This window comes from Bizionia hallyeonensis (assembly GCF_042657385.1).
Classification (GTDB): domain Bacteria; phylum Bacteroidota; class Bacteroidia; order Flavobacteriales; family Flavobacteriaceae; genus Algorimicrobium; species Algorimicrobium hallyeonense.
On record NZ_JBHSLA010000001.1, the window covers coordinates 808,731 to 832,809 of the forward strand.

General features: G+C 34.6%; 25 protein-coding genes. 6 read left to right on the plus strand and 19 right to left on the minus strand.

From position 1 onward, the window contains the following. Positions 1-3 precede the first annotated feature (3 nt). Together ACFPH8_RS03690 and ACFPH8_RS03695 are read right to left on the minus strand one after the other, a co-directional pair. A complete protein-coding gene (locus ACFPH8_RS03690) occupies positions 4-591 on the minus strand; it encodes a hypothetical protein (protein WP_376858555.1) in 588 nt (195 codons plus the stop codon). A gap of 162 nt (positions 592-753) precedes the next feature. After that, complete coding sequence (locus ACFPH8_RS03695; RefSeq protein WP_376858557.1) at positions 754-1,503, minus strand: DUF2971 domain-containing protein; 750 nt, start codon at positions 1,501-1,503, stop codon at positions 754-756. Positions 1,504-1,696: 193 nt separating this feature from the next. Between ACFPH8_RS03695 and ACFPH8_RS03700 the strand changes: the two genes are divergently transcribed. After that, positions 1,697-2,029 (plus strand): single-stranded DNA-binding protein, encoded by a 333-nt coding sequence (locus ACFPH8_RS03700; protein ID WP_376858559.1) that lies wholly within the window; start codon positions 1,697-1,699, stop codon positions 2,027-2,029. A 48-nt stretch (positions 2,030-2,077) separates the two neighbouring features. Here ACFPH8_RS03700 and ACFPH8_RS03705 read toward each other — a convergent pair whose 3' ends face one another. The 5 genes from ACFPH8_RS03705 to ACFPH8_RS03725 form a co-directional block, all read right to left on the minus strand. After that, positions 2,078-2,254 carry a hypothetical protein gene (locus tag ACFPH8_RS03705; RefSeq protein WP_170244070.1) on the minus strand — a complete coding sequence of 59 codons (177 nt, stop codon included), beginning with the start codon at positions 2,252-2,254 and terminating at the stop codon, positions 2,078-2,080. 73 nt (positions 2,255-2,327) lie between these two features. After that, the gene (locus ACFPH8_RS03710; protein ID WP_248397298.1) at positions 2,328-2,846 is read right to left on the minus strand and encodes a ferritin; all 519 of its coding nucleotides are present in this window, start codon (positions 2,844-2,846) and stop codon (positions 2,328-2,330) included. An 85-nt stretch (positions 2,847-2,931) separates the two neighbouring features. Next, entirely contained in the window at positions 2,932-3,258 is a 327-nt protein-coding gene (locus ACFPH8_RS03715; RefSeq protein ID WP_248397300.1) for a DMT family transporter, read from the minus strand. 54 nt (positions 3,259-3,312) lie between these two features. Further along, a complete protein-coding gene (locus ACFPH8_RS03720) occupies positions 3,313-4,209 on the minus strand; it encodes a DMT family transporter (protein WP_376858562.1) in 897 nt (298 codons plus the stop codon). Between the two features lie 133 nt (positions 4,210-4,342). Then, positions 4,343-5,245, minus strand: coding sequence for a histone deacetylase family protein (locus ACFPH8_RS03725; protein WP_376858564.1), 903 nt, complete (start codon positions 5,243-5,245; stop codon positions 4,343-4,345). A 172-nt stretch (positions 5,246-5,417) separates the two neighbouring features. On the opposite strand from ACFPH8_RS03725, the gene ACFPH8_RS03730 reads away from it, so the two are divergent. After that, complete coding sequence (locus tag ACFPH8_RS03730) at positions 5,418-6,089, plus strand: C40 family peptidase (protein WP_376858566.1); 672 nt, start codon at positions 5,418-5,420, stop codon at positions 6,087-6,089. Here ACFPH8_RS03730 and ACFPH8_RS03735 read toward each other — a convergent pair whose 3' ends face one another. From ACFPH8_RS03735 to metG, 7 genes are all read right to left on the minus strand, one after another. Then, a complete protein-coding gene (locus ACFPH8_RS03735; RefSeq protein ID WP_376858568.1) occupies positions 6,090-8,213 on the minus strand; it encodes a Tex family protein in 2,124 nt (707 codons plus the stop codon). It abuts the gene before it with no gap. Further along, positions 8,204-8,839 (minus strand): class I SAM-dependent methyltransferase, encoded by a 636-nt coding sequence (locus tag ACFPH8_RS03740; protein WP_376858570.1) that lies wholly within the window; start codon positions 8,837-8,839, stop codon positions 8,204-8,206. Before ACFPH8_RS03740 ends, ACFPH8_RS03735 begins: the two co-directional genes overlap by 10 nt. Before the next feature lie 126 nt (positions 8,840-8,965). Further along, positions 8,966-9,772 carry a copper resistance protein NlpE N-terminal domain-containing protein gene (locus ACFPH8_RS03745; RefSeq protein ID WP_376858572.1) on the minus strand — a complete coding sequence of 269 codons (807 nt, stop codon included), beginning with the start codon at positions 9,770-9,772 and terminating at the stop codon, positions 8,966-8,968. 11 nt (positions 9,773-9,783) lie between these two features. After that, complete coding sequence (locus tag ACFPH8_RS03750) at positions 9,784-10,488, minus strand: YiaD family glycine zipper/OmpA-like lipoprotein (protein ID WP_248397315.1); 705 nt, start codon at positions 10,486-10,488, stop codon at positions 9,784-9,786. Between the two features lie 4 nt (positions 10,489-10,492). Next, the gene (locus ACFPH8_RS03755; protein ID WP_248397317.1) at positions 10,493-10,963 is read right to left on the minus strand and encodes a lipocalin family protein; all 471 of its coding nucleotides are present in this window, start codon (positions 10,961-10,963) and stop codon (positions 10,493-10,495) included. A 178-nt stretch (positions 10,964-11,141) separates the two neighbouring features. After that, complete coding sequence (locus tag ACFPH8_RS03760) at positions 11,142-12,566, minus strand: hypothetical protein (RefSeq protein ID WP_376858575.1); 1,425 nt, start codon at positions 12,564-12,566, stop codon at positions 11,142-11,144. Positions 12,567-12,575: 9 nt separating this feature from the next. Then, positions 12,576-14,660, minus strand: a complete 2,085-nt coding sequence (gene metG / locus ACFPH8_RS03765; protein WP_376858577.1) for a methionine--tRNA ligase — start codon at positions 14,658-14,660, stop codon at positions 12,576-12,578. A gap of 206 nt (positions 14,661-14,866) precedes the next feature. On the opposite strand from metG, the gene ACFPH8_RS03770 reads away from it, so the two are divergent. After that, positions 14,867-15,883 carry a S66 peptidase family protein gene (locus tag ACFPH8_RS03770; protein ID WP_376858579.1) on the plus strand — a complete coding sequence of 339 codons (1,017 nt, stop codon included), beginning with the start codon at positions 14,867-14,869 and terminating at the stop codon, positions 15,881-15,883. On the opposite strand, the gene ACFPH8_RS03775 is transcribed toward ACFPH8_RS03770, so the two are convergent. The 3 genes from ACFPH8_RS03775 to ACFPH8_RS03785 all read right to left on the minus strand — a co-directional run bounded on the left by ACFPH8_RS03775 (position 15,875) and on the right by ACFPH8_RS03785 (position 17,198). Beyond that, complete coding sequence (locus ACFPH8_RS03775) at positions 15,875-16,228, minus strand: hypothetical protein (protein WP_376858581.1); 354 nt, start codon at positions 16,226-16,228, stop codon at positions 15,875-15,877. The genes ACFPH8_RS03770 and ACFPH8_RS03775 overlap by 9 nt on opposite strands. Beyond that, positions 16,225-16,527 carry a TFIIB-type zinc ribbon-containing protein gene (locus ACFPH8_RS03780; protein WP_376858583.1) on the minus strand — a complete coding sequence of 101 codons (303 nt, stop codon included), beginning with the start codon at positions 16,525-16,527 and terminating at the stop codon, positions 16,225-16,227. Before ACFPH8_RS03780 ends, ACFPH8_RS03775 begins: the two co-directional genes overlap by 4 nt. 80 nt (positions 16,528-16,607) lie before the next feature. After that, a complete protein-coding gene (locus ACFPH8_RS03785) occupies positions 16,608-17,198 on the minus strand; it encodes a hypothetical protein (RefSeq protein WP_376858585.1) in 591 nt (196 codons plus the stop codon). 123 nt (positions 17,199-17,321) lie between these two features. Here ACFPH8_RS03785 and ACFPH8_RS03790 point away from each other — a divergent pair, with 123 nt between their 5' ends. Both ACFPH8_RS03790 and ACFPH8_RS03795 read left to right on the plus strand, forming a co-directional pair. Then, a complete protein-coding gene (locus ACFPH8_RS03790; RefSeq protein WP_376858587.1) occupies positions 17,322-18,185 on the plus strand; it encodes a winged helix-turn-helix domain-containing protein in 864 nt (287 codons plus the stop codon). Positions 18,186-18,244: 59 nt separating this feature from the next. Continuing rightward, complete coding sequence (locus ACFPH8_RS03795) at positions 18,245-18,604, plus strand: YraN family protein (RefSeq protein ID WP_376858589.1); 360 nt, start codon at positions 18,245-18,247, stop codon at positions 18,602-18,604. Positions 18,605-18,641: 37 nt separating this feature from the next. Here ACFPH8_RS03795 and ACFPH8_RS03800 read toward each other — a convergent pair whose 3' ends face one another. Then, positions 18,642-19,949: a TlpA family protein disulfide reductase gene (locus ACFPH8_RS03800; RefSeq protein WP_376858591.1), complete on the minus strand. Its 1,308-nt coding sequence runs from the start codon at positions 19,947-19,949 to the stop codon at positions 18,642-18,644. 29 nt (positions 19,950-19,978) lie between these two features. Beyond that, positions 19,979-23,320 (minus strand): transcription-repair coupling factor, encoded by a 3,342-nt coding sequence (gene mfd, locus ACFPH8_RS03805; protein ID WP_376858593.1) that lies wholly within the window; start codon positions 23,318-23,320, stop codon positions 19,979-19,981. Positions 23,321-23,534: 214 nt separating this feature from the next. Between mfd and ACFPH8_RS03810 the strand changes: the two genes are divergently transcribed. Continuing rightward, positions 23,535-23,966: a tellurite resistance TerB family protein gene (locus ACFPH8_RS03810; RefSeq protein WP_248397339.1), complete on the plus strand. Its 432-nt coding sequence runs from the start codon at positions 23,535-23,537 to the stop codon at positions 23,964-23,966. The last annotated feature ends 113 nt before the right edge of the window (positions 23,967-24,079 follow it).

Sequence of the window (24,079 nt, forward strand, 5' to 3'; positions counted from 1 at the left end):
TTTTTACTTTTTTTTTACCACAGTACTTTGTTGTAACACGTTTTTTATTCCGCTAAATATTTTATTCAGTTCTATTTCTCTCTTTTCAATTCCGTCCATTTTGTCAATTTTCTGTCCGAATATTTTATTCCAAAAACCTCTCTTTATAAAGTCATAAGAATAGCTAAAGTTCGAGTCAGGTTCCGCAATGAATAGTTTGGATTTCAGGATTTTGTTGTTTTTCACGAATTGAACTTCTTTTCCTATCAGTCCTTTTTCAAGAATTGAGATAATTCCGTTTCGATTCCGCTCGTTAAATTCCAAAGCTGGGTCTCCATAATCTGGCGGTTCGCTAAAATGATATTGATAAAAATATTCTCCGTAAACATATTTATTATAACCTGGAACTGTAGGATTGAAAATATGAAGATAAATCAGTTTATTTTCTTCTGTAAAATATCCAACTCGTATTTCAGTCAGAGAGTTTTTGTCAGTCGATTTGAATGTTTCGATTTCCGTTGCATTTGTTATATCAGAAGTTGGATTTTTAAATTGTGCGCTGTCAATTAAAATTCGGTTAATAAACTCTTTCCAATCTTTAAATTCCTGCATTTCCTTGATTTGGTCAAATGTGTTACAACGGTTTGCGTATATGGTTTGTGGCGGGAAAAATGCGCAAATATTTCAGTTAAGATTTTACGTTTCTAAAATTACAAAAACTTTGGGTTTTGCACTAATTCCGCCATAAACTATATGCGCTGTTGGGCATAGTACTTATATTTTTGTAAAGCTTATTGTTTTTAATTCAGTTGGTCTTTTCATCTGGAATATATTTGTGTTACTATAGTTTTTCTCGATTGTTTTTATAATTCTATCTTTATAATCTGGTTCAATATTATATCCTAAAATTACATTTGCAAGTGCTTCCTTTTTAAATTTAATCTTGCCTTTTTTTTGCTTAACTAGTCTAATTTCATATTCATTATTCCAAAGTTTTGATTTTCTAAAAAAAACATCCATAATTCCACTGCGATTTGTACTTGGATTAAAAATTGTTTGTTTTAAGTCGGTTTCATAGGTTACAGGTCTCCAGTTTTTAAAGAAATTAATGTCTTTATCCATATTAAATTGAAGACAAATACCTTTATTATTATTTGAATAATTAGCCCATAATGGTAAATTCAATGGGTTTATTGAAAAGCAAGCAATTCCAAATTGATTTAAAAAAGGTTCCAAACTTTCATTAATCAAATCTTTAACATTATCAGCTGAAAATTTTCTAGTGAAATAGGATTTTGTAATCGAATCGTTAATATTCTCAAGGATAAGATTATATGAATTTTTCAATTCCTCTACATCATTCGTTAGATTTATTAAATTGGGAATTGAATCGTATGGGTCATTTAGTTCCTTTCTATCAGAGAAATAGATATAGCTATTTTCTAGCTCATCAATTGTAAATTCGCCATTTGACCTATACCTGAATAAGTATGGCGGACCCGATTTTTCAATTTCAAACGTCATTTTTTTGTATTATGCCCAACGTGTTATATAAGTATAAATATACACTTAAATTCAAAATTAACCGTTTCCAAACGACTACAAACATTTACAAACGAATTTAAATAGGTAACTACCGACTAATACTTGCAAGGGGTTGCATCTTTGCCGTGTTGATTTGACCTAATGATTTTCAACATAATTAAAACCTTATCTTATGAATACGTTAAGAAACAAAGTACAGTTAATTGGAAGACTTGGACAGGATCCAGAAATCATCAGTTTTGAAGATGGTAATAAAATGGCTAAATTTTCATTAGCTACAGACGATAGCTATAAAGACCAAAATGGCGAAAAAGTAGAACGTACCTACTGGCATAATGTGATAGTAAAAAATGGCTTGGTAAAAGTGGTTGAGGCGTATGTTACCAAAGGACAAGAAATTGCTATAGAAGGCAAATTAACCAACAGATCTTGGGATGATAAAGACGGCAAGAAGCATTACATTACCGAAGTGTTATGCAACGAATTGCTAATGTTTGGCAAGTAATAATTGCCATAAAAAAAGAAAAGCCGCGAATGACCTTCGCGGCTTTTTTTATGCAACTTTTTGAAGCAAATCAAAACACGGACATTTGCCACATCGTTTTTTTTCGCTTTTTAAATATTTTTCACAGCATTTGCTTTTTACTTTCTTTTCCGCAGAAATGATACCTGCTTCGCGTAACGCTTTTAAAGCCTTTTTCTGTTTTTTCTTGTCTTTCTTTTTGCCCACAATGGATTCATTTGTAGATGATAAGACAAAATTAATTATTTTTATTGATTCTAAATAAAATTATCTGTTAAAATTAAACAGTTCCCGTTGAGGCTGCTGAACTAATGGTTAATTGTTCAATATCACGATCAAATAAATACAATCCGCCTTTATCGTTTCCTATTAAATTTATTTTATCTAAAATGGTGCGTGCCATAGCTTCTTCTTCAATTTGCTCAGCTACATACCACTGTAAGAAATTGTGAGTGGCGTAATCTTTTTCCTGTAAACTAATATGTACTAACTCATTTATGCTTTCTGAAACATACACTTCGTGTTCATAGAGTTTTTCAAACATTTCTTGGAAGGATTTAAAGGTCACATTTGGTGCTTTTAATTCCGAAACATGGGCATGTCCACCACGTTCATTGACAAATTTTATAAGTTTTAACATGTGGTCGCGCTCTTCTTGAGATTGGCTGTACATAAAGTTTGCCACACCTTCAAGGCCTTTTACTTCCGCCCAACAGGCCATGGCTAAATATATTTGAGACGATTCTGCTTCTACACGAATTTGTTCGTTTAATGCGTTTTCAATGTTTTTTGATACCATAATTTATGCTTTTAAGTAAAGTTACATAATTTCTTGAGGAGTTAAAGTTATAATACTCCTAAATAAGTAGCTATTCTGACCCCGTTTAGTTGGTAACAAATTTTAACCCAACAATGGAAACGATTAAAGTGGTTATAAAAAATAAACGCCAAAAATCTGCAGGTTCTTTAAAAATAAAGATGCCAACTAAAACGGTTCCTACAGCGCCAATGCCTGTCCAAACGGCATAAGCGGTTCCAATAGGTAAACTTTGTGTGGCTTTTACCAAAAGTACCATGCTAATGGTTAAACACACCAGAAAACCTATAAACCAATAGGTGGCCAAGCTTCCAGAGGTTTCCTTAAATTTTCCTAAACAGGCCGCGAATGCCACTTCAAATAAACCAGCAATAATTAATAAAATCCAATTCATACGTTTTTCTAAAATAGTTATAAACTGGCTCTAAAATACTTATTTTCTATGACGTTATACGGACTGTTTTATGAAACGTTTTGGCAGTAAATTTTTATGAAGTTGTTTTTCGTAAAATGTCAATCGGATGCCAAAAAGTAAAACGAATCCACCTAATACCATTTGCAAGGTGATAGTTTCATCTAAAAACAACCAAGCTAAAATAGACGCCAAAATTCCTTGTCCTAATAAACTGACAGAAACCCGTGTAGCACGCATTTTTTTAGTGGCAAAACTAATGAGCAACCAGGCAGCTAGCTGACAGATAACGGCTTGCAAAACCAATACAAACCAACCCATATTGGAGAATCCGGAAAACGGTTCGTTTAATCCGTAGCTTAAAAACCCTAAAAATATGGATGATGCGCCAAGGCTAATGGTCATAAATGTAAGTACGTTTAATTGTTTTAATACTTCTTTACTAATTAGCATGTAGAACGCATAAAATATACCAGACAGAATACCAAAACTAAAAGCTAAATCGAAATCCAAGTTTCTAAACGTTGAAAAACCGACTAATAACATCATGCCAAAAACAGCCACTAATGTGCCAATCCAAAAATTGCCTCGTGGTTTATCTTTCAGAAAAAACAAGGCTAAAACACCAACCCAAACTGGGGATAAGTTTGTTAACAACGAAGCTTGTGTTGCTGTAGATTCCTGAATAGCAATATTCCAAACGGCCACATCGCTCCCAAAAACAATACCGCAGAGTACAGCTAAAAGTCCCATTTTTACATTGGGAAGTTTAAACTGCTTTTTCCATAAAACAAATGGCACTAATAGCACAAACGAAAATGCCATGCGGTAAAATGCCGAAATAACACCTGGCGTTAAATTTAATTTAACCAAAATAGGGAAAACAGAAATACAAATAATACCAATAACAAGAGCAATTCTAGCCTTTTTCATAATATCAAACCTTACAATTTAACAAGCCGCAAAAGTAGCGCCTCACGTGTGATTATTATGATATTAAATAGGCTATTTCTGATACTATATTATCCCTTATTTGAGTATGAATGAAAAACAGGCGAATTTTGTATTAAAAATAAATGTGTTGTGCCAAACGAAAGGTGTTGGCATGTGCTTCAATAATAGTTTTTATATCTGGCGAATAACCACCACCCATACTACACATAACAGGAATGTTTAGGTCATGGCAGGTCTGCAATACAAACCGATCACGCTCTTTACAACCTGTTATGGTGAGTGCTAATTTTCCTAATTTATCGGAAGCCATTACATCCACACCACATAAATAGTAGATGAAATCTGGTTTTTCTGAAGCTATTAGTTTGGGTAGCGTTTCTTTTAGAATTGTTAGATAGGTGTCATCTGTCGTATTCGTTTCTAAAGCAATATCCAAATCACTGGTTTCCTTTTTAAAGGGGTAATTGCTTTTTCCGTGCATAGAAAATGTGAAAACGGAGGAATCATTCTGAAAAATCTCGGCAGTTCCATTGCCTTGATGCACATCTAGATCTACGATTAGAATTTTGGTTGCTAATTTATTTTCTTGGAGATACCGTGCGCCAATGGCTTGGTCATTCAACATGCAAAATCCTTCGCCTTTATTGGAATAGGCATGATGCGTTCCGCCAGCAATATTCATGGCAATGCCATGTTTTAGAGCAAATTCGCTCGCTTTTATGGTGCCATCGGCAATCATAACTTCGCGCTTTACTAATGCATCACTTAATGGAAATCCAATTTTCCGGATGGCTTTTGCATCTAATGTCAGGTTCAATAAATCATGATAATATGCTTCGGTATGCACACGTAAAATATGGGAATCATCGGGAATTTCAGGTTCGAAGAAATTGGCATTTGTACACGTTCCTTCGTAAAGTAATTGCTTGGGAAGCAACTCATACTTCAACATGGGAAACCGATGCCTTTCTGGTAATGGATGTTTGTAAATAGGGTGGAAGGCAATTTGAAGCATGCAATTTTTTGATTAATTTGAAAGCAGCAATGTAATAGTTTTATGCGGCTTTTTGTAGGAATACATGCCTAAAAAAGCTTTTTATAAACATGTTGTTATTTTGTGTATATTTATTACTTCCTGTTATAACATATTGATTGATAGCGTATTTATTCATTATAAACAATACATTATGTTAGGAGAAACATTAAAAATTGCCTTTGGTGAATTGGGGCAGAAAGAAATTAAAGGCGAAAATGCCCACAACGATCGCATTTTAGAATATCAAGAAACAACGGGTTTAAAGTTCGGAAATGACGAAGTAGCTTGGTGCAGTATTTTTGCAAATTGGGTGGCGCTTCAAGCCAATTTACCAAGATCTAATAGTGCTATGGCTAGAAGCTGGCTTAAAATTGGTAATAAAACCGATTGGCCACAACCTGGTGATATTGTCGTGTTTTGGCGAACAGATATTAATGGTATATTCGGTCATGTGGGTTTCTTTTTGGGTTATACCAAAAGTGGAAAATCTATTTACTGCTTGGGTGGAAATCAAAATGATGAAGTGAATATTCAAACCTTTCCCTTGGATCGTATTTTGGAATTCAGAAGTCTGACGGATGCGGTTGATGAATCACTAACTATTCCAACAGGTTATTTGCGAAAAGGTGATAGTAATGAAAACGTAAAACTGCTTCAGAAAATCCTAATAAAATTAGATTATTTAAACGGTCATGCCGATGGTGTTTTCGGACCAAAAACAGAACAAGCCCTCATTAAATTCCAAACCGATTCCCATATTTTTGTCGATGGTATTTATGGTAGTGAATCCCGAAATGCTTTGCAAGATCAATTAAACAGCTAATTATTTATGTAGTTTTAATTGAATGCGTTTTCGGGGTACATCCACTTCCAATACTTTAACAATAACTTGTTGATGCAAGCTAACATGTGCATTCACATCGCTTACAAAACTATCCGATAAATTAGAAACATGGATTAATCCACTTTCCTTGATACCCACATCTACAAAAGCCCCAAAATTGGTTATGTTGTTAACAATGCCGGGAAGCAGTTGCCCTTCCTGTAAGTCTGTAATGGATTTGATGTTTTGGTTGAATGTAAATACTTTGGCTTGCTCACGAATATCCAAACCGGGTTTTTCTAATTCTTTAATAATATCTTGAAGTGTGGGTAAACCAACAGAATCTGAACAATAATCTGATAAATTCAGTTTTTGAAGCACTTTAGAGTTTCCAATTAAATTGGAAATAGGTTTGCCTAGATCTTTAGCCATTTTTTCTACTATGGTATAACTTTCAGGATGCACTGCGGAATCGTCTAACGGGTTTTTAGATTCCTTTATTCTTAAAAAAGCAGCACCTTGTTCAAAAGCTTTATCACCTAAACGGGGCACTTTTTTAATAGCCTTTCGCGATTTAAAAACACCATGTTCTGTTCTGTAATTAACAATATTTTCGGCTAATTTCGGGCCAATTCCAGAGACATAACTTAATAACGATGTACTAGCCGTATTAATATTTACACCAACCGCATTTACACAACTTTCCACAACCGTATCTAATTCACTTTGGAGTTTTGTTTGGTCTACATCATGCTGATACTGACCCACGCCAATAGATTTGGCATCAATTTTCACAAGTTCGGCAAGTGGATCTTGCAAACGTCTTCCAATAGATACAGAACCACGAACGGTAACATCATAATTTGGAAATTCCTCACGCGCAATTTTTGAAGCGGAATAAATACTCGCTCCAGCTTCACTCACTACAAATACTTGAATGTCGTTTTTAAAATGGACTTTTCGAATCAGCGCTTCGGTTTCCCGAGATGCTGTTCCATTACCAATGGCAATGGCTTCAATTTGATAAGCTTCCGCAAGGGAACTTATTTTTTTCATGGCACCAATGGCATCACTTTTTGGCGGATGCGGATAAATGGTTTCGTTGTGTTTTAAATTGCCTTGTGCGTCTAGACACACAATTTTGCAACCCGTTCTGAAACCAGGATCAATGGCTAAAACACGTTTTTCACCTAGTGGCGAACCGAGTAATAATTGTTTTAAGTTTTTGGCAAATACAGTAATAGCGGAAGCATCGGCTTTTTCTTTGGCATTTTGAAGGACTTCATTACTTAGGGACGGAAATAATAAGCGTTTGTAAGCATCTTGGATGGCTAATTGAATTTGAGATGCGCATGCGTTTCTGGATTTAATTATGCGATCTTCAATTTTAAATAAGGCTTTTTCGTCATCAATGGAGATTTTTGCTTTTATAAATCCTTCCTTTTCGGCACGAAGAATGGCGAGTAATCTATGTGATGGAATGCGGCTTAACGATTCTTCCCATTCAAAATAATCACGAAATTTCTGCGCTGCTTCATCATCTTTTTTAGATTTTACCACCTTGGTAGAAATCATAGCAAAACGTTCTAATTGCTGTCGGATATTATTTCTAACATCGGTTCGTTCGTTAATCCATTCCGAGATAATATGTCTGGCACCTTCCAAAGCGTCTTCAGCAGAAGAAATATCGCCTTTTATATATTTATGAGCAATGGATTCAATATCAGAAGCATTTTGACTCATGATTATTTTAGCCAAAGGTTCCAAGCCGTTTTTTCTGGCCGTTTCTGCTTTGGTTTTTCTGCTTTTTTTATATGGTAAATAGATGTCTTCTAAAGTGGTAATATCTTGAGTGGCTTCTATTTTTTGTCTCAATTCAGCGCTTAAAACATCTTGATCTTCTAATGCTTTTAAAATAGTGATTTTTCGTTTTTCTAGCGTTTCAAACTGCTCCTTGTATTTAACGATGTCACCAATTTGAACTTCATCTAAATTTCCGGTGCGTTCTTTTCGGTAGCGCGAAATAAACGGAATGGTACAGGCCTCATGTAATAATTCAACCGTATTTTTTACTGATGTTTCTGGTAATTGAGTATGGGAAATAATATAGGATACTAATTGCATGTAAGTCGTTTAAATAAAGTGTAAATATAAGGACGTTCGCCACCAAACGGATTTATAAAGGTGTGATTGAAGCTGGAAATAAGTTCAAAATCCGAACCTAATTCGTCTTGAAGCATGTTAGTGTTATAGCGTTTCAAATCCAGTCCGCAGCATTTTTCAGCGCCATTAGTTGCAAAAACGGCAATGAGGACAAACCCATTTTTAGCAACTATTTGCTTAATGAGATTGAAATATGCTTGTTGGTCCTTTTCGGCAAGAAAGAAATGTAACACAGCACGATCTATCCATAAATCTATGGGTTCTAATTGGTTTAATTTTTTTGGTTTTGTTAAATCATCAACCACACAATTCAAATTATAATTGTGTGAGTTTTTAATGCGTGTTTGCAGTTTTTCAAGTGCTTGATTACTCAAATCATTTACAATAAGGTTTGTATAGTCGGCATCCAAAAGCGCATCGATTAAGGTGGTTGTTCCTGCGCCAACATTAAGAATTCTGGCATCTTTGGGAAGTTGCGTTTTTAAAACCAGTTTCATGGTTTGTTCAGGGTTTTCTTCAAACCAACCCAATTGATTATCGGTTTTATTATAAGCGGTATTCCAATGCAATTTTAATTCCGATGACATAATATATCGTATTTGAAACGTTACCGATTCGTGATACGTAACGCCGTTTTTTCAGTGCTGTAAATTACTAAAAAAACCTCGCAGTACATAGTCTGCGAGGTTTTTCATTTATAATAATGTAATGGACTATTCTACAGCTTCAAATACTGCTAAAGGTGCCATTTTTGCCTTGTTTAATGTCATGGTATTTCCGCTTAAGGAAAAATTATCTACGGTATTTAAAACCTCTAAAAATTTCTGCTCAATCTTCATATCTTCTTCGGAACACGATTTCATGGTAGTAGCCATTTTAGACAGTTTCAACTGTAATTTATTGGCTACTTCAAAAGATCCATTAAAATTATTGCAACCGGCATGTCCAAAAACTTTATTTTCATCGGTTGCAAATGAAATAAATGCTTCAGAATCGGTAATATCTTGACCCATTAATTTCACTAATTTCCATTTGGTATCAGTAAATGCTATTTCACCAGTGTTATTCCTATTCTGTTTTTGCAGTACGTAAAATTCTGCCAATTCGCCTGTTACAACTTCGCCAGATTTATCTAATTGGATGAGTTTGTTTTCACCCACTTTAAATTTGGTTTCATTATCGTCAGACAGCAAAATATTTTGGCCATTATCTTCCCATTTGTAGTATCCACGGGTTTCAAAGACACCATCTTTTTTGCCTAAATAATCCATAACTGCCTCGTAAGACATGTCTTCATTTAATCGAATCGTTGTTTTAATACCTTCGCAATCGGCACAAGGTAATGTTCCAACATACGTGCCTTTCCAGTCCAATGAATTTTGACTGGTATGCATATCTGGTTTCGTTTCAGCTTTAGTTATTTCAACTTCTGTTGATTCTGTGTTTTCTTGTTTGTCTGATTTGCAGCTCATAGAAAATAGGAGTGCTAAAACAGCAAAGGCTACAATGTGTTTTTTCATAATAGGTGTTTTTAATTTCCTGATTGTTGTTGTGCTTGATTCACCATTTCCTCGTTAGGAACAATAGCAATGTTTACACGTCTGTTTTTAGCGCGACCTTCAGGTGTTGAATTATCAACTATAGGTTGCTCTTCTCCAAACCAATGTGTGGTTAAACGAGAGCTGCTAATGCCTTTAACGTCTCTTAAATAATCTGTTACAGCCATAGCTCTATTTTTAGATAGGGTCATATTATACGCATCATTACCGTTACTATCTGTATGACCAACAATTAAAAGGTTAGTGTCTGGATATTCTTTAAATACGCCAGCTAATTTATCTAAATTTTCTCGCGATTGTGCGTTAATATTGTATTTTTCTGTGGCAAAATGAACACCACTATTTTCATCAAATGTCACAACGATACCTTGATCTACACGTTCCACGGTTGCGCCAGGAACTTCTTCTTCAATACGTTGTGCTTGTTTATCCATTTGGTTTCCAATAATGACACCTGCGCCACCACCAACAACACCACCAATTACAGCGCCTAATTCAGAACTACCACCTTTAACATTGTTTCCAATGATGGCTCCTAAAATTGCACCTCCAGCGACACCAATGGCAGCACCTTTCTGTCTGTTATTCGAATTTTCTACAGCCTTACAGTTGGTAAAACTAATTACCAAAACACCTGCAAGCGCTATTAACGTTATTTTATTAATTACTTTTCTCATTATTTTATTGTTTTGTAAAATTCATAAATATAGTGAATGGGCTTCCGTCTAAAGTTACGGTCTGGCGCCATTGCATGGTTGTTGCTGTAATTCCAGCTAATTTTAAGCGATAGCCTTGGTTGGTATCTGAATTACCTTTAGCATCTACTGGTTTTAATAAAAAATCATATAAACCTGAAGTCGGATCAATTTCTTGAATGCTAAATTTAAATTTCCGTGGACCTGTCGCACAATTTCCACTGTTAATTACATAGGTTCCCGAATTATTGTTTGGAACAAAATTCCAAGTACTGCCTTCAAAACAATCCGTTGAGGTGTCGTTAAACAAATCGACCGCAAAAGATCCTGTTTTACTATAATTAAAGGAGTTTAAGGTCCAGCTGCCTTTCAAATCTTTCTCCGAGTCGCGCACAACTTTGGTTGTACCGCAGGATAATAAACTTAAGGTTAATACTAATACTATAATATGTCTCATAAATGTTAAATTTTAGTAACTCAAAAATACGCTTTAAAACGGATGCATCTTAATTCAAACGAATAAAAACAGCGTGTTATTGATATAATAAATTATAAAAAGTGACTGCTATAGAATTGATTGTTACTTTAATATAGAGGTTGAAACGCGAACGTTATTTTGAAAAGTCTAACCAAGTTTAAAACGCATTCAAGCTATACGTTGCTTTCTTCAAGTCGAAATAACCAAAGTAAAGTTGGTTGTTGTGAAAAAACACATTTTCAGCCGTTATGTACTTAAACTTACTACTGAATTTTTTGATTTTTTCGAATACATTTTCTGAAATCTTGCCTTTAACATGCTTAAACTCTGAATTTAATTTAGATGTAAAATAGGTAGATTTTGACGATGTATAGGCGTTGTAACTATAAAACGTAGGGTTCATAACCATTACGTGGGTTGGACCTACGGTTGATACGCCTCCCGTCATCATCATGCCACCACCACTGTTATTAACTTCCTTGTAACCGCCAAGGGTTATATAAAAATGATTATCCTGTTTCAAGACTGTAATACCCAAATCGCCAGATGTAATTTTTCGTAAATATTTGGAACTTTCCTCCAGTTCACGTCGGTTTACAAAAGGAACTGCCGTAGCACCTTCTTGAATAATTGGCGTATTTTTAAATGAAATAGAAGCATCTCTTTTTACAAAATAGTCTGTTATAAGCACGCCAGATAAATCATTAATTAAGAAACGCATTTCATCTTTAGAACTGGCTATTTGATAAAAATAGTCTGGACTGATGTAGGAATTAAAACGCTTTAAATCATCTAACTTGCCCTTTGGATATTCATAGGTTTTAACTTGATAGGATAAATCGTCCAAATTTAAGGTGTAGATTAAAGTTCCATATTCTTCCATTTCGAAGGTCAAATAAGTCAAATTATCATATTGATAAAGCTTATTGGCATGCGAGGTTTGTTCAATAGAATTAGGAACACGTGGATCTATTTTCTGAATATTAGAATTGCTGGTTCCGAATAATGAAAAGGCACTATGATTTTTACGCTCATTTAAACTAATATCCTCATGATTTATTTTCATGGTGTTAACCAATTTGAAATCTAAATTATCAGTCATTTCACGAATTAGGATGTCTTGATCTTTTGTGCTTGATAAAACGTATAGTTTGTTTTTATAAGGAAGGGCTTCAATAAAAAGTTCATCTTCAAAATTAAAATCCAATTCGGTAGCTGTACTATTTTTAGTTTCAAAATTTAAGGTTAAAACGCCAAATTGCTTGCGTTTACTATTTGAAAATAAAATATGTTGCTTGTTGTTACTTAATTTAAAACCCAGTGGTTCGTCATATTTACTTTTAATTAATTCAGTTTGAAATTGAGATTGTAATTCAAAATCGGAATTAAACAAATAAGCATGCACGTCTTTACGTTCCACCAACAGTATAGTTAAATCATGGGTTAAGGAATTGGAAAGAATAACAGCATCTTTATTCGTTTTTCTGGAAACGTCCTCATTTTTGAAAGTCATAACAGCTTTCTGACTGAATAGGCTGATTTGAAACAAAAAAAGAATAAGTAGTAGGTAATTATTTTTCATAGGTTATGGTTAAGAAATCTGTAAGCCATTTGTTACCGAAGCATCATCAGGATTTACAAATACCAATGCGCCTTCCGGGTTTTCCGTCATTAAAATCATGCCTTGACTTTCCACCCCTCGTAACTTTCTAGGAGCTAAATTGACTAAAACCGTAACTTTTCTACCAATAATATCTTCTGGTTTAAAACTTTCGGCAATTCCGGAAACAATGGTTCTAACATCAATACCTGTGTCTACTTTTAACACTAAAAGCTTATTGGCTTTTGGCATTTTTTCGGCCTCTAAAATTGTTCCTACCCGTAAATCGAGTTTCGAGAAATCCTCAAAACTAATGGTTTCTTTTTCAGGCTCTACGGCTTTATTGGAAGCTTCATTGGCTTTTTTACTGGCTTCTAATTTTTCTAATTGCAGTTGAATGGTTTCATCTTCTATTTTCGAAAATAATAATTCGGCTGGACCAATTTGATGTCCTGCTGGAATTAGAGTTGGTTTGGTTGCAATATCGTTCCATGAGTTCTTAACTTCACCTGAACTATCACTATCATTTTCAGCTACGCGAAGAATCTTTTTCAATTTTGCAGATGTAAACGGTAAAAATGGTTCGCCTAAAGTGGCTAAAGCGGAAGCAATTTGTAAAGCGACAAACATAATTGTTTTGGTTCGCGCTTCATCTGTTTTAACCAGTTTCCAAGGTTCTTCATCTGCTAAATATTTATTACCTAATCGCGCTAAATTCATGAATTCTTGACTTGCTTCACGAAATCTATAGCGTTCTATAGAACTAGATATCACGGCTGGATAGGCTTTTATTGCTGCAAGCGTTTCTTCATCTACTGTTGAAAATTCAGATGCTTCCGGAACAAAACCATCATAATACTTGTTGGTTAAAACGACCACACGATTAATAAAGTTCCCGAAAATAGCAACGAGTTCATTGTTATTTCTAGCCTGAAAATCTGCCCAGGTAAAATCGTTATCCTTACTTTCTGGTGCGTTGGCTGTTAAGGCGTAACGCAACACATCTTGCTGATTTGGAAAATCCACTAAATAATCTGGTAACCAAACGGCCCAGTTTTTTGAGGTTGATAATTTCTGACCTTCTAAATTTAAAAATTCGTTAGCTGGCACATTATCTGGTAAAATATACGAACCTTCAGCTTTTAGCATGCTTGGGAAAATAATACAGTGAAACACAATATTGTCTTTACCAATAAAGTGTACCAATTTGGTGTCATCACTTTTCCAGTACGGTTCCCAATCTTTCCCTACACGTTCTGCCCATTCTTTAGTAGCAGAAATGTAACCGATAGGAGCATCAAACCAAACGTAAAGCACTTTGCCTTCACCACCTTTAACAGGAACAGGAATTCCCCAATCCAAATCTCTGGTTACAGCTCTTGGACGTAAACCATCATCAATCCACGATTTAACTTGTCCGTAAACATTAGGTTTCCAATCTTTTTTGTGACCTTCTAAAATCCATTCTTTTAAGAAAGCTTCATGTTTATCTAGAGGTAAAAACCAGTGTTTGGTTTCTTTCATTGTTGGAACATTTCCAGTAATAGCAGATTTCGGATTAATTAAATCTGTAGCATTTAAACTACTTCCACATTTTTCACATTGATCGCCATAAGCTTCTTCATTACCACATTTTGGACAGGTTCCTGTTACAAAACGATCGGCTAAAAACTGGTTGGCTTCTTCGTCGTATAACTGCTCGGTAATTTCTTCTATAAATTCTCCTTTATCATACAAGGTTTTAAAAAATTCTTGAGCCGTGTCATGATGAATTTTTGCAGACGTTCTGGAATAATTATCAAAGGTAATTCCGAAATCTTCAAAGGATTTTTTAATAATCGCATGGTATTTATCAACGATATCTTGAGGTGAAACACCTTCTTTTTTAGCTTTAATAGTAATAGGAACACCGTGTTCATCACTGCCGCAAATAAAGGCAACATCGTTATTTGTTAAACGTAAATAACGTGCGTAAATATCAGCAGGTACATACACACCAGCCAAATGGCCAATATGGATAGGACCGTTTGTGTACGGTAAAGCGGCTGTAATAGTATATCGTTTTGGTTGATTCATGATATTAATAAACTTATGTCAAAAACAGTAAGCCTATGCATGCCTTACTGTTTTTAATTATTATTTTGAAGTCACAAAAGTACGCATTTTAAGGTCTATTTAAACGTGTGAAATTATAAATTTTAGATGGCTTTTTTAAGATAACTTGTTTCTGATTTATGGTTGTTAAAATTTATAACATGTGAAAAAAAATGTACATTTACACTATGTCAAAAATCTCATTATTAATTGTGCTGTGTTGTTCGGTTTTGTTCTTTGGAACAGATACCGCAAAACAGGTAGAATCATCAACTCAAAAACTGCAAAAATTGATACAACCACCATATTTAAAAGCAGGTGATACGGTTGCTATTGTAGCTCCCTCGGGAATTCTAAAAAACCGTCAAGCCGAAGTCCAACGCGCTGTAAAATTATTAGAAAGTTGGGGATTGCATGCTTTGGTTGGTAAGCATGTTTTTAGTCAAGACAATCATTTTGCAGGTACAGATTTGGAACGTTGTGAAGATTTTCAAAAAGCGATGGATAATCCTACGGTTAGTGCTATTTGGGCTGCAAGAGGTGGTTATGGAACCGTAAGGATTTTAGATAAATTAGATTATACACAACTTAAAAAAAATCCAAAATGGTTAATAGGTTATAGTGATATTACAGCCTTACATAACGATTTTCATAATGAAGGTTTTGAAACCATTCATGCCATGATGTGCACTAGTTTAACAGCTGATGAAACCGGTTTAGACCAGACGATTGCTACTTTTAAAAAAGCACTGTTTGGCGAGCCCATTGCTTATACTTTAAAGGGTTCTAATTATAATAAAGTGGGCGTCGTAAACGCACCTATTGTTGGTGGTAATTTAACCATGCTTCATACCATGTTAGGCTCTAAAAGTAGTATAGATACATCGGGTAAAATTTTGTTTATTGAAGAAATTGGCGAATACAAATACCATGTAGATCGTATGTTACAAAGTTTAAAGCGCGCTGGTTATTTTAATAATTGCGCGGGCGTTTTAGTTGGTGATATGACTAAAATGCGAAAAAACACAACGGTTTGGGGAAGTTCTATTGAACAATTAATTTTAGATGCTTTATCAGACTATGATTTTCCAATTTCCTTTAATATGCCTGCTGGTCATGAAGATGATAATCGCGCCATGATTTTAGGGCAAGACGTGGAATTGGTGGTTGGTAAAGATCAATCTACAGTACAATTTTCAAAATAAGCGTTTCTGAACTTTGAAAAACAACATGGCTCCTAAATAATATAAACCAACATCTATTATATCCGCTGTGTATCGTGTGCTGATTTGTGGCATAAACCATTCAAAATATAAAGCAAAATAGGTTGTTAATCCCAAAACAGCCAACAACGGAACGTAGAGATTATCGGTTTGTTTCAGGTGCCTAATTACGGCCAAGCACAAACTTAAAACGATAGGCATGCATAAAAAATCATTCACGTAAAAATTAATCCAATCTGGAAGTGACACCTGAAACCTTTGAGCTAAATAAATTAACGTTGCAATTAGGGCACTGATAAAAAAAAATGGGTGTTTTAAAATTTTCATGCTACAATGGAAGATATCAACCAGGCAATGAACATGCCAATAGCCATAAATGCCACGTAGATGGAGTGTGTAACTTTAGCAAATATACGAACCACTAAAAAGCGGTGGTCTTTATTTTTTTCGTAGAAGGAAGGCGATTCTTCCTTTTGGATGCGCTCACGTTCTTTACGGTCTTTTTCATCTTGCGCAAACGCTAATTCTCGTCGCTTCTGGTAGGATAATAACGTGCCGCAGTTTGTACAATAATCTTGATTTGTATTGTAAACTCCACAATTCGGACATTTTATTTGACTTGCCATACCGCGTTTTTAAAGTAAACACAAAGGTACGACTTAATCTAGCAATATTAAATTTCTAAATGCTTATGTTTTAACTAGCATTACAGCTCAATAATCTGACAGCCTTGTAAAATTTGCACAGTCATATTTCCCGATTTATAACGTATTGTATAACCTATTTTTTCTAGTGAGCTGCGTGGTTCAATGGTGAATTTTATTAAACCAGAAACCTCAAAATCTGAATTTGTATTAAGTTTTAAAGGTTGGGTATAGGTGGTGTTTTCCCGTACCCAATTTACCGGGCCGTTTACAAAGGGATGCGGATCTATTTCTTCAACAGAACGCGGTATTTCTATAATATTATTTGTCATTTCTAGGTTCGCGTTTTTCTGTAAACCAGAACTAAACCGGCCTTTGTAGGCAACCTTTGAATGTGGAGACACAAAATAAGAATCATTTTTTAATATGATTTCGGTTACTAACTGATAGCCGTTATTTCCGATTTTTTCAATTGATAATTCTAAATCATAAGGATCGGAAATGAACAGGGGATTACCGTTAAACTCCATATAATTTGAAGTTTCAGTTTTAGTTTTTAGTGCTAGATTTTGAATGGTTTCCGTTTCTGTAATTTTTGTTTGACCACAAGATGTGCCTAAAAAAATAAGACTGTAAATAATTGATTTATACATAATTGATTCGTTTTGATTGTTTAGTAAAACTACCTGAAACACGTGTAAAAAGTGTCAAAAAATTGTAAAAGAAGTGTGAACAGTTGTAAAAAGTCCTCAAAATGTTAGTAATTTACACCTGTTATGGCAAAAAGATTTATTTTTAAAATTAGTGGCTTACTAATTGTCTTATTATCAATTGTATTACTACTCACTACCAAAGATGATTCGACCTTATTTTCTGAACGCGTTAAAGTGTCATTACGTGAAGTTGGCAACCAATTATTGCTTATAAACCAAGATTCTACATCCTTGGTTTTACCTGTAAAAGCGCTTAAAAATAATACTTTCCAATTAACTTTTGAAAAGCCCTTATCTTTCGAGCCTAGTCAGTTAGTGTCCATAATTGACGCCTCATTTCATAAGTCAGCACTTCCAAATAATTATATAGTTGAAACTATTGCTTGCGAAGCTCAAGAAGTGGCTTATAGTTTTCAAATTTTAAATAATGTAGAAAATAGCATTGTACCTTGTAGTGGCAGATATTTACCAGAAAGTTGCTACGCCATCGAGGTGGTATTTACGGATTTAAAACCGCATGCATCCTTAAAAAAAGCTGGGTTTTATAGCTTGTTATTAAGTGGTTTTGGCTTATTGTTTTTTGGTTTTTATAAACGAAAAGAAGTTGTTTTAAGCACTAAAGAAGTTGGGAATTATTCAGAAATTGGCAGTTTTCACTTTTATCCGGAACAGAACAAACTGGTCAAACATGCTGAAGAAATCAGTCTTTCTAAAAAGGAATGTGAGCTATTAGAAATATTTGCAGCCAACCCAAATCAAATCATAAAACGTGATGAACTCACTAAAAAAGTGTGGGAAGATCATGGTGTTTTTGTTGGCAGAAGTTTGGATACGTATATCTCGAAGTTACGTAAGAAACTCCAAGATGACACCTCCATTAAAATCACCAACATACATGGCGTAGGTTATAAGCTTGAACTTACATAGATTTAATTTCTGCTAATTTACTATCTTGTAACTAATAGTGGTTTATATGGGAAGTAGTCATGGCACATCATAACGAATTAGGTGAATTAGGAGAACAACTAGCGGCAGAATATTTGCAAGCTAAAGGCTATGTTATTCTCGCGCGAAACTACCGATTTCAAAAAGCCGAAATAGATATTATTGCCAAACATAATAATCAGATGATTTGCGTAGAAGTGAAAGCCCGTAACTCTGATTTTTTTGGCGATCCACAAGAATTTGTTACACCTGGAAAAGTTAAATTACTCGTAAAAGCTATGGATGCTTATGTAACCGAAAATGATATTGATTTAGATAGTCGGTTTGATATTATAGCTGTTCTGAAAAATAAAACCACGGAAACCATTACGCATTATGAAAATGCGTTTTATCATTTTTAAGTCGCCATCAAAAATGATTATTTTCTGATTTCTGAAATTATTTATTAAAATAAGTTTCCAAATCTTCAACATGTTCTGGCTTTGCTAAAATAACCTTATCGCTATCTAAAACGAAATAGGATGGCGTAGCAGAAATGCCGTAGGCCTTAATTAATGGGCTATCCCATTTTTTTAAATCGTAAGTATGAATAAAACTTGGAAAATGCTCAATAGTTTGATTCCAGTTTCTAACGCCATCTTCCAAAGCATACGCTAAAACGGTAATTTCGGGATGTTGCGCCATAAGAGTTTTTACTTTTGGTAATTCTTCTAAACAATGCCCACAGCCACTACTCCAGAAAATTAGAAGCGTACTTTTTGTTGGATTAAAACGGTGTAAATTGGTTTTTATAGCCTTGCTATTTTCTAAATATGTAAAATTGAAATCCATAGCCTTTTTACCTATAGCAGATTTATTATAATCTTCCAAAGTTTCCAGTAAATAGGTTCTGTTAAAGGTTTTAGCAAGGGGTAATAAATAGGTGTCGCTAATGTAATTTGCCACGTCGGGTTGCTGTTTATCTATCATGATTTTCCACAGATTTTCCAAAACCATAATTTTGGCTTCGTCGGTATCGTTTGTTGCTTTTACCACATCGTCCACAGCCATTTTGTAATAGTTAGCATCTTCCGGCATAGCAAACACATAGGCCGTAACACGTTCATTTAAAAAATCAGAACTTTGCAACAAAGGATTACTGAAATCCATATAATCAAAATAATGCTTTTTTAAGTTTAATGAATAGGTGCTTACATCTTCATAAGCGCTAGGAATATAGGTTTTATTCGATTTTACAAAAGGCGAAATCATCATATTAGTCGATGCTTTTTCGTAAAAATATTGTGTGCTCTTTAGGTTTTTGAAAATGGCTGTTATTTCAGATGAATCTGTTTTTTGCGACATATAATATCTGCCAATCGCACTGTTTATTTTTAAAATACTATCCGTATAAGTGTGCCATAATTTATTTTCTTCGGAAGCTGTAAAATGCAATCCTGTTTCTATATCGAATAGCAAAGAAATAGATTCTTTACCGTTGTAAAAAAAATCAAAATTATTGTCTTCAACAGGAGTTGCATACACTATTTTATAAATTCCGATTTTAGAACCTGCCTGCAATTCTATAGACCAATACCCGTCAGTATCGGTTTTTGCCTGTTCTACATAGTTTGTTCCAGTAGGTGTTACATGATAAAGTAAAGCAAAATTGAAGGATTCGGCTGGCGAAAATCGACCTTGAATATGATGTTGCGCAAACGTTGTAAAAGATACAAACAGACACAGAAGGAAAAGATGGTTTTTCATGATTTGAGTTTCATTTAAATTAACAAAGCTTATGCCACAATAGGTTTTAAAACCTGTAAAGCTTTGTCAACACTTTTAATGTTTTCAAAGGTTAATAATAGTCGCAAGCCATTTCTAGTTTGCTTTTCTTTCATTTTACAAGCTTGCGGATGTGATTGTACAAATTGTAATACACGTGTAAAATTGGGACTTTGATAAAAACCACTTTTCTGATCGGTAATAAAATACCCAATCAGTTTATTTTGTTTCATCACTACTTTTTCAAGGCCTATTTTGGTTGCTACCCATTTTATCCGAACACTATTCATTAAATCCTCTACTTGGGTTGGTAGTTCCCCAAAACGATCACGTATGTCGCTTTCTAGTTTTAGAAGTTCATCTTCTGTTTTAACCTCATTCAATTTGGTGTACAGCGTTAAACGTTCGGCAATATTATTCACATAATCATCTGGAAATAGTAATTCAAAATCACTGTCTATCGTGATGTCTTTAACGTATTCTTTTTCTTTACCATCATCTTCATATAAATCTGCAAATTCGGTTTCTTTCAGTTCGTCAATGGCTTCATTTAGAATTTTTTGATAGGTATCAAAACCAATATCATTTATAAAACCACTTTGCTCACCACCTAATAAATCGCCAGCACCACGAATTTCTAAATCTTTCATGGCAATATTAAAACCGCTGCCTAATTCGCTAAATTGCTCCAAAGCTGTAATCCGCTTTCTAGCATCTTCGGTCATAGCCGAATATTCTGGTGTAATGAAATAACATAAAGCTTTTTTATTGCTTCGCCCTACGCGTCCCCGCATTTGGTGCAAATCACTTAAGCCAAAATTATTCGCGTTATTAATAAAAATAGTGTTGGCATTCGGAACATCTAAACCACTTTCTACAATGGTGGTACTAACTAATACATCAAATTCACCATTAATAAAAGCTAACATCAATTGCTCTAGTTTTTTCCCTTCCATTTGGCCGTGACCAATGCCAATTTTAGCGTCAGGAACTAGTCGTTGAATCATACCTGCTACTTCCTTGATGTTTTCAATGCGGTTGTGGATGAAAAATATCTGTCCACCGCGCTGAATTTCATAGGTTACGGCATCGCGAATGCTCTCCTCGGTAAATCGAATGACATGACTTTCTATTGGGTATCTATTAGGTGGAGGCGTTGTAATAACTGATAAGTCGCGAGCAGCCATCAAGCTAAATTGCAAGGTTCTTGGAATTGGTGTTGCCGTTAAGGTCAGGACATCTACATTGTCTTTTAAGGTTTTTAATTTTTCTTTTACGGCAACGCCAAATTTCTGCTCTTCATCTACAATTAGCAAACCTAAATCTTTAAACTTGACATTTTTATTCACCAATTGGTGTGTGCCAATAATAATATCTACAGCTCCAGATTCTAGATTAGCTAATGTTTCACGTTTTTCTTTAGCCGTTCTAAAACGATTTAGATAATCTACCGTAACTGGGAAATCCTTTAAACGCTCTCTAAATGTACGGGAATGTTGATAAGCCAAAATAGTTGTGGGCACTAAAACGGCAACCTGCTTTCCATTGTCAACGGCTTTAAAAGCAGCACGAATAGCGACTTCCGTTTTACCAAAACCCACATCACCACAAACCAGTCTGTCCATAGGGCGTTCACTTTCCATATCTGCTTTTACATCGGCCGTTGCGGTACTTTGGTCTGGTGTATCTTCATAAATAAAAGAGGCTTCTAGCTCATGTTGCATATGGCTGTCTGGCTGATATTGATAGCCCTTTTCTAATTTTCGTTTGGCATAAACTTGAATTAAATTAAACGCAATTTCCTTAACGCGCGACTTCGTTTTTGCTTTAAGCGTTTTCCAGGCTTTACTTCCTAATTTATAAACTTTTGGCGGCTTACCATCTTTACCATTAAATTTGGTGATTTTATGTAACGAGTGAATGCTTAAATACAGCACATCGCGTTCGCCATAAATTAGTTTAATGGCTTCTTGCTTATTGCCTTCAACATCTATTTTTTGAAGACCTCCAAAGCGACCAATTCCATGATCAATATGCGTTACATAATCGCCAATATCTAAATTAGTTAGTTCTTTTAAAGTTATAGCCTGCTTTTTAGCATAGCCATTCTTTAAATGGAATTTATGATAGCGCTCAAATATTTGGTGATCCGTATAACAGGTAATTTTATTATCATGATCTACAAATCCTTGGTATAAGGACAGGACGATGGTTTTATAATGAACGGTTTGTTCCGCATCATCAAAAATATCATGAAACCGTTTGGCTTGCTGTTCACTAACACAGGCAATGTAATTGGTGTAGCCTTTGTTATGATGCAAGTTTAAATCGTCTATCAATAAGTTGAATTGCTTATTGAAAGCCGGTTGTGGTGTGGTGTTGAATGTAATTATATTGTCTTGTGAAGCAAAAACGGCTTTGCTACCAAATTCTACTAAATTGAAATCCAGTATTTGCTTTTTTAATTCGGTTGCATTACAAAACAAGGTTTCGGGCTCAGCATGTTTGAGTTCTGACGTTAGATTTTTAAAAGCCTCTTCGGCTTTGCTATAAAAATCGTCAATTCTATCGAAAACCAGATCGGCATTTTTTGTAAAAACAACGGTTTTCTGGGCAATGTATTTTAAGAAACTTTGTCTGCTTTCGTCAAGAAATTTATTTGCAACGTTTGGAATGATGCTTATTTTTTTAATCTGATCTGTGGACAATTGTGTTTCCACATCAAAGGTTCGGATACTATCAACATCATCACCAAAAAATTCAATTCGGTAGGGTTCGTCATGGGAAAATGAAAACACATCTACAATACCACCACGCACTGAAAATTCCCCAGGTTCGGTAACAAAATCAACACGTTTAAATTTGTATTCGAAAAGGACTTCGTTAACAAAATCAATGGATAAATTGTCATTAACCGAAATTTTCAACGTGTTTTTGTCCAACTCTCTACGCGTTACTACTTTTTCAAAAAGCGCATCTGGATAAGTGATTATAATGGCTGGTTTTTTCCGGGAGTTGATGCGGTTTAAAACTTCAGAACGTAATAAAACATTGGCATTATCCGTTTCTTCAATTTGATACGGTCTTCTGTAGCTACCTGGATAAAAAAGTACATCTTTATCATTCAACATGGCTTCCAAATCGTTGAGGTGAAAAGCCGCTTCTTCTTTATCGTTAAAAACGAGTAAGAACGGTTTGTCCGCTTGTTTAAAAGCTTCACTAATAACGAGAGAAAATGCCGAGCCAACAAGGCCTTTTACATGTGTGCGATTTTCAGTTTGGGCAATAGCAGTTTGCAGATTTTGCGTTTGCAAAGCCTGTGCGTATGTTTGCGAGAGGATGGATTTACTCAAAAGCAATTTTATTTTGTGCAAATATACTAATTACAGACTTTAAACTTTCTTTTTTCTGTGGATGTTAACCTGTTTTTTGTTTGATAATTTGGTGTTTTATTAAAGTTTTAATAGTCATAATTGCCCGTTTAAAAAAGCGAAATTAATATTTTAAAGAGTGCTAACTTTATTTATATTTGCAGTCCCTAAATGTTGGGATTAAAAATAGAAAGATATGTCATTTTCAGATTTATTCGATAGCGGATTTAAAAAACGTAACGAAGATCATTTTGCATCCATTGTAAGAGTTGCCATGGATGATGGTATTATTACCGATGAAGAGAAAGCTTTTTTGGACCGTTTGGCAAGAAACTTAGATATAAGTGAAAGCGATTACGAAACGATTTTGAAAGATTATCAATCGCATCCTATTAATCCACCAACATCCTATGATAGACGTTTAGAGCGTTTGTTTGATTTGGCACGTATGGTTTATGTAGATCACATTAAAGGGGATCATGAAGAAATTGTTATGCGTAAAATAGCCATTGGTCTTGGGTTTTCATCTGAAAACGTTAAATACGTTGTAGACAAAGCCTTAACCCTTGTGGATAATGGTGTAGATTTAGATACGTTTATCGAAGAAATGAAAAATATGAATCGTTAAGATTTGAATTGAAATAGAATAAAAAAGCCACTTTTTAAGTGGCTTTTTTTATTTTTTGTTTATCCTGTAAATTGTTAATTTCACCAATCTATTTAGCTTTAAATGAGCATGTT